Raw genomic sequence first — 10,826 nt, 5'->3', positions numbered from 1 at the left:
GGGATGTCACCGCCGCCTTGATCCCGGCGAGCGGGGTACGCAGGTCATGGCTGACGGCGGCCAGCAGTGCGGTGCGGATGCGGTTGCCCTCGGCCTGCGCCCGCGCCCGGTCCGCCTCCTCCTGCTTTGCGATCGGCGTAGGACAAACCTGACAGGCGCGGATTCCCTATCGCCGGCCGCGCCGGGCGAGCTGGGTCGCCTGCCACGACGTCATCATTCAGGCGTCGGGAATACCGCATCGCCCGTGGGGTGGTCCGCGCGCTGGAGAGCCAGGTCGTCAACACTGTGCGGTACATGGGCCGACCCGAGCGCGCCATGTGCGGCGCCTCCAACCGCGGCCATTGCCGCGTGTACGAGCGCATCGCCGCCCACGACTCGAGCGGTGCGGCCGACGCGATGTTCACTTACATCACCGAAGCCTGGCTCGTCCGCCGCAGCGCACCAGGCGACCTGGTGCGCCTGGACCGTTGGCAAGCACCACCGGCGGCGGCACCGCGTTACGGGATGGCCCTCGGGCTGGTGAGCGTTGCCCGACCCCGCGCTCCGTCGCCTTATGAGCGCTGACGTTGTCGCGTGACCCGGGCGGGCTCGGTCTTCCCCGAGCCCGCCACGCCGGCTCCTTACCGGAGCCGGACTCGTGTCATGCCGTCAGCGCCGCAGTGTCAGCAGACCCGGACGGTAGGGCAGGAGGCCGTAGTCGCCGCCGGAGTTGGGGCTGCGCCCCTGGTAGAGCAACTGCAGATTGCAGGGATCGACGGTCATGGTCTGGTCGGCGCTGGTGCGGATCAGTTCGCCATGGCTGATGTCGTTGGTCCAAGTGGCGCCACTGTTGGCCTTGCCGGCGAAGGGATTGCTCTCGGTCGCGGCCTGGGGTGTCCATGAGCCGTTCAGACTGGTGGCCGTGAACGAGCGGAAGTAGCGGCCCTGCGAGCCGATCGCCTCGACGATCATGAGGTAGCGGTTCTGGCCCTGCAGCTTGTAGACCTGCGGGGCTTCGAACAGGTTGTTCGTCGTATCGCTCATGATCACTGTCGAGGTCGTGCCGAAGCTGCCCGGGAAGTTCCCGATCGGCATACTGGCCCGGTAGATCTTGCCGTTGTCACCGGCGAAGAACAGGTACATGTTCGTCCCGTCACCGATGAGCGTCTGGTCGATGGGTCCTGTTCCGGAGCCGGTGATGCTTCCGGAGAAGAGCACCTGCTGGGATGACCAGCCATTCGGGTTGGTGGGGTCGCTCGACGTCCGGTAGGAGAAGGCGGTCCCACCCCACTGGTAGGCGAGCACCCAGATGTTCTTCGGCGCGAAGTAGAAGAGCGTGGGCGCGACGGTGGAAGCCGACATCGTGTTCTGGCTGGACGAGGCCATCTCCGACCAATTGGTGAACAGACCGAAGTTCATCGAACCCCAACTCGTCCCCGTGTCGTGCGTCGTCGCATAGACGAGTTGCCTGCCGTTGTAGGGGACGACGGTGAAGTCCTTGAGCGAGACCCACCCCGGCTTGGGCTGCGCCAGCGCGCCCGTTGATGTCCAGCGGTATGTCGACGGAAGATCGCACGGGCCGGGATTGTCGCCGCCGGCCTTGACGAGCTGCCACTGCTGGTTGGTGCCGCCCCAGTCGTCGTACTGGACGATGTTCGCGTTGTCGGCGGTGGAGGCGCCTTGTACTTCGAGGGCCTTGTTGCTGTGGCGCGAGATGAGCCGCGCGTAGCCATCCGAGCTGTCGGCCAGCCGCCACTGCTGGTTGGTGCCGTTCAGGTCGGCCCACTGGACGATCGAACCGCCGTTCGCGGTGGACCAGTTGTGGACGTCCAGCACCTTGCCCGAGTGGCGGGACTTGATGCGGTAGTAGCCGCCCCCGGAATCGACGAACTGCCACTGCTGCTGGTTCTGGTCGTTCCTGGTCCACTGGGTGATGCGGGCGCCGTCGTTGGTCGCCATGTTGTAGACATCCAGGGCCTTGCCGCTGTTGCGGTTGACCAGCACATACGAGGCGTTGGGGTCTACGGTCGCCGCGTCGGCGGGCTGGGCGCCGAGGAAGGTGGCCACGAGCAGCAAGGGCGCAAGGACGGCGAGTAAGCGTCTCAGACGGACCGGGGACGGGTGGTGAAACCACATCAGAGGGCCTCCTTTGGGGGGCGGGGGTGGGGTGACCCCGATGAACCGCGGAGTGGACGTGCCGGGGGACAGGAACGCTCTCGAAAGTTTCGAAGAATTCCCGGATGCTTCGACGCCACAAGCTAGGAATGTGCTGCCCTCTGGTCAAGGGCTGTCGCCGATCTGTCCACAAACAGCGCCTCCCGAGAGAGGTCGAGCAAGCGGCGTCCGCACACTCTTCCCGGCCCGGGCCCCGGCCCTGGTCCTACGGCATCCGTCGACGGCGGCGCCGGGGTTCGCCGTCCGGCTCGCCGGGATCCTCGAATGTTTCGGACGACGAATCGAAACTTCTTCTGCGGGGAGTATTGACGATCCATCGTCAAAACCTCAATCATCCCTGTCTGAGACAGCGGCCATAGTTCGAGATGTCGAACCACGTCGGCCCTGGGCAATCTGTGCTGCACGACAGATCCACGCACAGCTGCACGACAGATCCGCGCACAGCTGCACGACAGATCCGCGCACCGAAGCACCTGCGCCACCCCATTTCGTTCCGGTGAGGTTCGCACCAGCGCATCCTGGCTCTTCGCGCAGTTGGAGAGGTGCGTGACGCCGCGTGGCGGTCCCCCGGCTGAGCCGCGATGGAGTGCCCCCATGCCTGTGTCGAAACACCGCCGCCGCCCGCCGTACGTCACTCGACGGCCGACCGGAAGCCGTCCGTGCCGGTTGAGATCGTCCCGGTCCCATGACCGCGGAGTCCGGTAATTCCGTGCTGCCCGGGCTCCGGCACGCCCCGTCCGTCTGCCGAGTGGGAGCGGACGACGCATTCCCCTGCGCTTCAGTCCTTCCGTGATTTCTACCTTGGAGGCACAGTCATGGGCTCGTATGCCCTTCCCAGACCCGTAGTCCGCCGCAAGATCCGCGGCCTGCTGTTGGCGCTGGTCGTCGGCGTCCTCGGCGTGGTCGCCGCACTGGTTGCGCCGCCGACCGCACACGCCGCCGAGAACACGCTCGGCGCCGCGGCGGCGCAGAGCGGCCGCTACTTCGGCACCGCCATCGCCTCGGGCAGGCTGGGCGACTCGGCGTACACGACGATCGCGGGCCGTGAGTTCAACTCGGTGACAGCCGAGAACGAGATGAAGATCGACGCCACCGAACCACAGCGGGGCCAGTTCAACTTCACCGCCGGTGACCGCGTCTACAACTGGGCGGTGCAGAACGGCAAGCAGGTGCGCGGCCACACCCTGGCCTGGCACTCCCAGCAGCCCGGCTGGATGCAGAGCCTCAGCGGCAGCACGCTGCGCCAGGCGATGATCAACCACATCAACGGGGTGATGGCCCACTACAAGGGCAAGATCGCCCAGTGGGACGTCGTGAACGAGGCCTTCGCCGACGGCAGTTCGGGAGCCCGGCGCGACTCCAACCTGCAGCGCACCGGCAACGACTGGATCGAGGTCGCCTTCCGCACCGCGCGCGCCGCCGACCCGGCCGCCAAGCTCTGCTACAACGACTACAACGTCGAGAACTGGACCTGGGCCAAAACCCAGGCCATGTACGCCATGGTCCGCGACTTCAAGCAGCGCGGCGTGCCGATCGACTGCGTCGGCTTCCAGTCGCACTTCAACAGCGGCAGCCCCTACAACAGCAACTTCCGTACCACCCTGCAGAACTTCGCCGCCCTCGGCGTCGACGTGGCCATCACCGAACTCGACATCCAGGGCGCCCCGGCCACGACCTACGCGAACGTGACCAACGACTGCCTGGCCGTCCCGCGCTGCCTCGGCATCACCGTCTGGGGTGTGCGCGACACCGACTCCTGGCGACCGGAGCACACGCCGCTGCTGTTCAACGGCGACGGCAGCAAGAAGCCCGCCTACACCGCCGTCCTCAACGCACTCAACGGCGGCTCTTCTACGCCCCCTTCGGATTCCGGACCGATCAAGGGCGTCGGGTCGGGCCGCTGCCTGGACGTGCCCGGCACCAGTACCACCGACGGCACCCAGCTCCACCTGTGGGACTGCCACAACGGCACCAACCAGCAGTGGACGTACACCGCCGCCGGCGAGCTCAGGGTCTACGGCAACAAGTGCCTGGACGCCGCCGGCACCGGGACCGGCACCAAAGTCCAGATCTACGGCTGCTGGGGCGGCGACAACCAGAAATGGCGCCTCAACTCCGACGGATCCATCGTCGGCGTCCAGTCCGGCCTCTGCCTCGACGCCGTCGCAGGCGGCACCGCCAACGGCACCCTGATCCAGCTCTACTCCTGCTCGAACGGCAGCAACCAACGCTGGACCCGCACCTGATGGGACCTGCCCAAACGAAGGGGTGAATCGATGAAGACCTACGGTGCGGCCTCCCCCGCCCCTCCACGCAGACATCGCTGGTGGTCCCGGGTCGCCGCCGTGGTGGCGGCGACCCTCGCGATCGGCATGCTCAACGCGGTGAATCCGGCGCCCGCCGAGGCGGCGACCGTGGACACCAATGCCTGGTATGTCCTGGTCAACCGCAACAGCGGCAAGGCGCTGGACGTCTCTGGCACGTCCACCGCCGACGGCGCGCGGGTCAGCCAGTGGACGCGCAACGACGCAGCCAACCAGCAGTGGCAGTTCCTGGACTCCGGCGGCGGCTTCTACCGCCTCAAGGCCCGGCATTCGGGCAAGGTTCTCGACGTGGCCGGCGCCTCGACCGCAGACGGTGCCGCGATCCAGCAGTGGGCCGACCACAACGGGGCCAACCAGCAGTTCCGCCTGGCCGACTCCGACGCGGGCCAGGTCCGGCTGGTCAACCGCACCAGCAGTAAGGCGGTGGAGGTGCAGGGCGCCTCCACCGCCGACGGCGGCAACGTCGTCCAGTACTCCGACTGGGGCGGCGCCAACCAGCAATGGCAGATGATCAAGCTGTCGTCCGGTGGCGGCGGCGGATGCGGCAGCGCCCCGACTCTGGCGAGCGGTACGCACACGATTCAGAGCGGCGGCAAGAGCCGCAGCTTCATCCTCAGGGTTCCCGCCAACTACGACAACAGCCACCCCTACCGGCTGATCTTCGCGTTCCACTGGCGGGGCGGAACCGCCGGCGACGTCGCCTCGGGCGGCACGAGCGGGAACGCCTGGTCCTACTACGGCCAACAGGAACAGTCGAACAACGGCGCGATCCTCGTCGCCCCCCAGGGCCTCGGCAACGGCTGGGCCAATTCGGGCGGAGCGGACGTCACCTTCGTCGACGACATGATCCGGCGAATCGAGGGCGGTCTCTGTGTCAACCCGGCACAGCGCTTCGCCACGGGATTCAGCTGGGGCGGCGGTATGAGCTACGCACTCGCATGCAGCCGGGCGAACGTCTTCAGGGCCGTCGCGGTCATCTCCGGCGCTCAGATCAGCGGGTGCAGCGCCGGCACCCAGCCCATCGCCTACTTCGGAATCCACGGCGTCAGCGACTCCGTCCTCGACATCGCGCAAGGACGGTCCCTGCGCGACAGATTCGTCAGCAACAACGGCTGCACCCCCCAGAGCCCGCGCGAGCCCGCGCCGGGCAGCCGAACGCACATCACCACCACCTATTCGGGCTGCCGTGCCGGATACCCGGTCCAATGGGCCGCGTTCGACGGAGGCCACATACCCGGTCCGGTCGACGGCTCCCCCGGCGAAAGCGGCGTCGCCACCTGGACCAAAGCAGAGATCTGGAGGTTCTTCGCACAGTTCCAGTGACAGGACATGCCCGCACCACGGGTGGAGCCAGGATGATCCTGGCTCCACTCTGTCGGCTCTATCCAAGATCGAAGGACGGTTAGGCCTTCTCAGGAGAGCTCCCACGACTTCGGACTGGTCACGGCTGGCGAACAGGCCGTGGAAGAAGTGGCGTTCTGCCGCGTAAGGACGACCGCGAAGGCCGCCGTGGTCGGGGGTGTGCGATTCGTGGACAGCCTCGGCCGACCGCCCCGCACTTGGCAGCAGCGCTGAACCAGGACGGCCCAGGGAGCGCGCCAAGGCGCCCCGACCCCGCCTTCGACGTCTTCACGTTCGCCGCCCAAGTAGACGCACGGCGGCCTCACCGAGGCCCTGCGGATCGTGCTGCGCGTCCTCGACGCTGAGCCTGCCGAGGGCAGTGGGTACATGCTGGCGAGTACCTTGGTGAGACCAGCCTTGTGCCGCCGGTCACGCCGAATCGGCACCACTGGCCCCACCGTCCTTGGCGCCGTTTGGCCCGCGTTTGGCCCGGGGCGAATTCCCTCGGAGTCCGCACAGTGGAGCAAGGTGTTGAGCCGATCGCGTAGCGTGTTTATTCGTCGGGTTGCCTGGCGTGCAACGATGCCTCCGGGCAACCGACTTCACGCTCTAGAAGAAGCCAAGTTTCTGCGGGCTGTAAGAACAAAGAATGTCGTCGCGGTGGCAGGGGTGTCCGGCTCCGGGAAGTCGTCGCTGGCGATGGGGGTGCTGTAAGCGGAGGGCTCACGGCGCTACATCGAGGCGCTGTCCACGTACACCCGCCGACGTATGGCGCAGGCACCGCGTGCGTCGGTGGACAGCGTCGAGCACGTGCCCGCGGCCCTCGCCCTGCGGCAGCGGCCCGGGGTGCCCGGGGTGCGCAGCACTTTCGGCACGTCGACCGAGTTGCTCAACGTGCTGCGCCTGCTGTTCTCCCGACTGGGATCACACCTGTGCCCCAACGGCCACCGGCAGGACCCGACGATCGACGTGGCCGCGGGACTGGACCTGACCTGCCCTGTGTGCTACCCACCGGGCGCGGAGTCGCTGGCCTTCAACTCGGACGGCGCACGCCCACGGTGCACCGGTACCGGCATGGTCCGGGAAGTCGAGGAAGCGGCTCTCGTCCCCGATCCGCAACGCACCATCGCCGAGGGGGCGGTGGCTGCGTGGTCGATGTTCGGGTTGACGGTGATGCCGCAGGTCGTCGCCGAGTTCGGGGTGCGCACCGACGTGCCGTACGCCCCGGAGGCGGCACCGCCGGCGGCACCATCGTCGCCACCGGAACACCCGACGACCTCTCACATGATCCGCACAGCGTCACCGCCCGCTATCTCAGCCACCATCTGCACCCGACGAAGCGGTAAACCGAGCAGAGTCCACCGACGCCGGCCCCGGGTCCCGCTGCCCGGCCTTCCACTCCCCGGCGTACTCCTCGAACCGCATCGCCCCGTACCCGGCGACCCGTTCCGCCTTCGCCTGCCCCCGCGGCGCCGCCTTCTTCGCGTTGTAGATCTCCGTCAAACGCGCGATCGCCTTGTCCTGGGTCGCAAACCCGGACTCCTTCACCTGCCTCCCGGCCGCGGACCTGTACCGGATCTTGTACGGATGAGGGAAGGCCGATGACCTGAACCGATGCGCGCAGGGCTCGCTGTGTTCCGGAACTGGATCGGGCGCTCCCAGGAGGAGATCGCGCAGGCCCGCGCGGACTGGATGACGGGGTCGCGCTTCGGTGAGGTGAAGGGGTACGACGGCACCCCGCTGCCCGCTCCCGAACTGCCGCCGGTGCCGTTGAAGCCGCGGGGGAGGGTGCGCTGACCTCGTGACGGCGTCCGTCGCCGCCCGCGGTCTCTGACGTCACGCTGCTCGACCGGACCGCGATGCCCCTGGTTCCGGGCACAGCCGTACCCTGCGCCGGCGTCGTCTCCGGCCCACCCGCCCACGTGCTCGGCCGCCAGGCCCCGACAGCTCGACCACGAGCCGGAGTCGTCGCGGTGTCGGCGTGGACCGGGAGAGGTGAGAGGGCGGGACCGGGCCGGTGAAGCGTTGGTGAAAACCCTGTGGAAGTGGTGTCGGTGGGGCCGTTTATGCTGCCCCAGACGATCACGCAGGACCAGGGGAGGGTGCGGCATGTTGGGCAAGCTGTTCGGCAGGGGTGCGGAGAGACCGGTGGCGGATCCGCACGCTTTTCCTGTCCCGCACAGACAGAAGAACGGGATGTACACCCTGCGCGCGCTCGGGGACGCGCGCGTGCTCGCGCTGGTGGAGGCCGCCGACGCGGGTGACTGGGAGGCGGTCAAGGAGGCGCTGGCCCCCTTCGATCCCGGCCGTGACCACCAGATCCTGGGCGAACTCGCCGACATGGACGGTGTGCAGGACTGGATCGGCCGGGCCGTCGAGGACGACAAGGAGCACCGGGCGACCGCCCTGCTGATATCCGGGGCGCGCCACATCAGCTGGGGCTGGGAGGCGCGCACCGCCGAGCGTGCCGTGAACGTCACGCAGGAGCAGTGGCGGGTCTTCCACGAGCGGCTCGAGATCGCCGAGGAACAGCTGCTCCAGGCCGCCGAGTTGCGTCCGGAGTGGGTCACGCCGTGGCGCCGCCTCCTCACCTCCGGGCGCGGCATGTCGCTCGGCCCGGCCGTCAACGAGACCCGCCGCGACGCCGCCCTGCGCCGCGACCCGCTGGACCTGGAGACCCACCTCGAGTGGGTGTCGCAGCTGCAGCCCCGCTGGGGCGGCGAGCCGGGCCAGGCCCTGGCGTTCGCCCAGGAGGCGGCCGCCCGTGCCCCGCAGGGACACCGCCTCGGATGCGTGATCGCCATGGCGTACATCGAGGAGTGGGTCGAGTCGGAGCGTGGGGACTACCTCGAAACCTCCGAGATCCAGGCGCAGTTGCGGGAAGCGGCCGACTACAGCATCCTGCACCCCGCGTACGTCCGGCGCCCGGGCTGGCAGGAGGACTTCAACATGTTCGCCATGGCCCTGTCCCTGGCCGGCGAACGCCACACGGTCCGGCGCGTCTTCCAGACACTGGACGGCGCCTACACCAAGTGGCCCTGGACCTACTTCGCGGACCCCGAGAAGCAGTTCGCCCGCCGCCACCGCCGCGCCTGAGCGCAAGCCGGCCCCGTTCCCGCCCGCCATCCCTCCCACTTGGGACTGCCCGATGACTCTACCCGACACCGCCGCGAACGCGGCCGGCGCCGACCGCACCTTCCAGGTGGATCTGCGCGGCCTCGTCGATCTCCTCTCCCACCACCTCTACTCCAGCCCCCGCGTCTACCTGCGCGAACTGCTGCAGAACGCGGTGGACGCGCTGACCGCCCGGCACCGCCTCGAACCGGCCGCCCCCGCCGACGCCTTCGGTGTCCGCCTGTACGCCGACGGTTCGCTGGTACGCGTCGAGGACGACGGCGTCGGTCTCACCGAGGCCGACGTGCACCGCTTTCTCGCCACCATCGGCCGCAGCAGCAAACGGGCCGAGCGCATTGCCGAGCAACGCGGGGACTTCATCGGCCAGTTCGGCATCGGCCTGCTCTCCTGCTTCCTGGTCGCGGACGAGATCCACGTCCTGAGCCGCTCCGCCCACACCCCCGACGCACCCGCCGTCGAGTGGCGGGGCCGCGGCGACGGCAGCTACACCGTCCGCACCCTGCCCGCCGCCGCCCGCCCCCGGCCCGGCACCACCGTCACGCTGACACCGCGCGCCGACGCCGGCGAGTGGACCCGCCCGGCTCAGGTGCACGCGCTGGCCCGGCACTTCGGCTCCCTGCTGCGCCACCCGGTGACCTTCGACGACGGCACAGGCGGTCCGGGTGGTCCGGGGGCGCCCGTCAACCCCGAGCCCGCCCCCTGGGTACGTACGTACCCCACGCCGGGAGCACGCTCCCGCGCGCTGGCCGCGTACGGCGAGGAGGTCTTCGGGTTCACGCCGCTGGACACCGTCGAGCTGGACCTGCCGGCCGTGGGCCTGAAGGGCATCGCGTGCGTACTGCCCGAGGCGGTGCCGGCCGGGCGCCGACACGGCCACCGCGTGCACGTCAAGGGCATGCTGCTGTCCGAGCAGGCCGAGGAGATCCTGCCCGAGTGGGCGTTCTTCGTCCGCTGTGTCGTCGACGCCGAGAGCCTGCGCCCGACCGCCTCGCGCGAGTCCCTGTACGAGGACGACACCCTCGCCGCCGTCCGTGACGCACTCGCCGAGCGGCTGCGCGCCTGGATCGCCCGGGCCGCCGCCAGCGACCCGGACCTGCTCGCCCGCTTCCTCCAGGCCCACCACCTGGCCGTGAAGTCGCTGGCGGTGCACGACGACGAGATCCTGCGGATGCTGCTGCCCTGGCTGCCGTTCGAGACCACCGACGGGCACACCACCCTCGACGAGTTCGCGCGCACCCACCGCACCGTGCTCGTGACGTCGACCGTGGAGGAGTTCCGGCAGGTCGCCGCGATCGCCTCGGCCGCCGGGCTCGGCGTCGTCAACGGCGGCTACACCTACGACCGTGAACTGGTCCACCGGCTGCCCGAGATCAGGCCCGAGGCCACCGTCGCCGACCTCGACCCGGCGACTCTCACCGCCCACCTCGACCCCGTCGACCGGGAGACGGAACTCGCCGCCGCCGCGTACCTCGCCCAGGCCCGCGACGCCCTCGCCGTCTTCGACTGCGACGTCGCGCTGCGCACCTTCCAGCCCGCCTCCGCCCCCGCCCTCCTCGTCGACAGCCGCGAGGCCCGGCACGAACGCACCCGCTCCCAGCTCGCCCGTGAGCAGGAGGGCGGCCTGTGGGGCGACATCCTCGGCGCCCTGCGCCAGGAGGCCCCGCGGGCCCAGCTGATCCTCAACCAGCTCAACCCGCTGGTCCGCACCGCCGTCACCATCGACGAGCCCGAACTGGCCCGTACCAGCGCCGAAGCCCTCTACGGGCAGGCCGCGATGCTGTCCCGGCGCCCGCTCAGGCCGGCCGAATCGAGCCTCATCAACCGCTCCTTCCTCGACCTTCTCGCCCACGCCCTCCGCAAGGACAGCTGACG

At 69.2% G+C, this 10,826-nt stretch carries 7 protein-coding genes and 2 pseudogenes; 6 read left to right on the top strand and 3 right to left on the bottom strand.

All coding sequences use genetic code 11. The features are described from left to right. Positions 1-124, bottom strand: a pseudogene (locus ACFWWR_RS24930) (histidine kinase dimerization/phospho-acceptor domain-containing protein); the annotation flags it as partial. A 125-nt stretch (positions 125-249) separates the two neighbouring features. On the opposite strand from ACFWWR_RS24930, the gene ACFWWR_RS24925 reads away from it, so the two are divergent. Then, entirely contained in the window at positions 250-564 is a 315-nt protein-coding gene (locus ACFWWR_RS24925; protein WP_384305378.1) for a hypothetical protein, read from the top strand. 84 nt (positions 565-648) lie between these two features. On the opposite strand, the gene ACFWWR_RS24920 is transcribed toward ACFWWR_RS24925, so the two are convergent. Further along, positions 649-2,115: a non-reducing end alpha-L-arabinofuranosidase family hydrolase gene (locus ACFWWR_RS24920; RefSeq protein ID WP_384305375.1), complete on the bottom strand. Its 1,467-nt coding sequence runs from the start codon at positions 2,113-2,115 to the stop codon at positions 649-651. An 854-nt stretch (positions 2,116-2,969) separates the two neighbouring features. Between ACFWWR_RS24920 and ACFWWR_RS24915 the strand changes: the two genes are divergently transcribed. After that, complete coding sequence (locus tag ACFWWR_RS24915; protein WP_383863222.1) at positions 2,970-4,400, top strand: endo-1,4-beta-xylanase; 1,431 nt, start codon at positions 2,970-2,972, stop codon at positions 4,398-4,400. A gap of 30 nt (positions 4,401-4,430) precedes the next feature. Beyond that, on the top strand, positions 4,431-5,801 hold the full coding sequence (locus ACFWWR_RS24910; RefSeq protein ID WP_384305373.1) for an RICIN domain-containing protein: 1,371 nt from the start codon (positions 4,431-4,433) through the stop codon (positions 5,799-5,801). Positions 5,802-7,133: 1,332 nt separating this feature from the next. Here the strand turns inward: ACFWWR_RS24910 and ACFWWR_RS24905 are convergent. After that, positions 7,134-7,322 carry a hypothetical protein gene (locus ACFWWR_RS24905; protein WP_384305371.1) on the bottom strand — a complete coding sequence of 63 codons (189 nt, stop codon included), beginning with the start codon at positions 7,320-7,322 and terminating at the stop codon, positions 7,134-7,136. Positions 7,323-7,451: 129 nt separating this feature from the next. Here ACFWWR_RS24905 and ACFWWR_RS24900 point away from each other — a divergent pair. From ACFWWR_RS24900 to ACFWWR_RS24890, 3 genes and pseudogenes are all read left to right on the top strand, one after another. Next, positions 7,452-7,616 (top strand): annotated as a pseudogene (locus ACFWWR_RS24900) (pirin family protein); the annotation flags it as partial. Positions 7,617-7,928: 312 nt separating this feature from the next. Next, entirely contained in the window at positions 7,929-8,915 is a 987-nt protein-coding gene (locus tag ACFWWR_RS24895; protein WP_384305369.1) for a hypothetical protein, read from the top strand. Positions 8,916-8,967: 52 nt separating this feature from the next. Beyond that, positions 8,968-10,824, top strand: a complete 1,857-nt coding sequence (locus ACFWWR_RS24890) for an HSP90 family protein (RefSeq protein ID WP_384305367.1) — start codon at positions 8,968-8,970, stop codon at positions 10,822-10,824. The last annotated feature ends 2 nt before the right edge of the window (positions 10,825-10,826 follow it).

Source organism: Streptomyces sp. NPDC058678 (genome assembly GCF_042714835.1).
Classification (GTDB): domain Bacteria; phylum Actinomycetota; class Actinomycetes; order Streptomycetales; family Streptomycetaceae; genus Streptomyces.
This window is presented reverse-complemented; position numbering and strand designations above follow the sequence as displayed.

Bases quoted from the DNA above. Each gene is read 5' to 3' on its own strand.
- ACFWWR_RS24910 (WP_384305373.1), top strand. From the start codon at position 4,431: ATGAAGACCTACGGTGCGGCCTCCCCCGCCCCTCCACGCAGACATCGC.
- ACFWWR_RS24915 (WP_383863222.1), top strand. From the start codon at position 2,970: ATGGGCTCGTATGCCCTTCCCAGACCCGTAGTCCGCCGCAAGATCCGC.
- ACFWWR_RS24890 (WP_384305367.1), top strand. From the start codon at position 8,968: ATGACTCTACCCGACACCGCCGCGAACGCGGCCGGCGCCGACCGCACC.
- ACFWWR_RS24920 (WP_384305375.1), bottom strand. From the start codon at position 2,115: ATGTGGTTTCACCACCCGTCCCCGGTCCGTCTGAGACGCTTACTCGCC.
- ACFWWR_RS24895 (WP_384305369.1), top strand. From the start codon at position 7,929: ATGTTGGGCAAGCTGTTCGGCAGGGGTGCGGAGAGACCGGTGGCGGAT.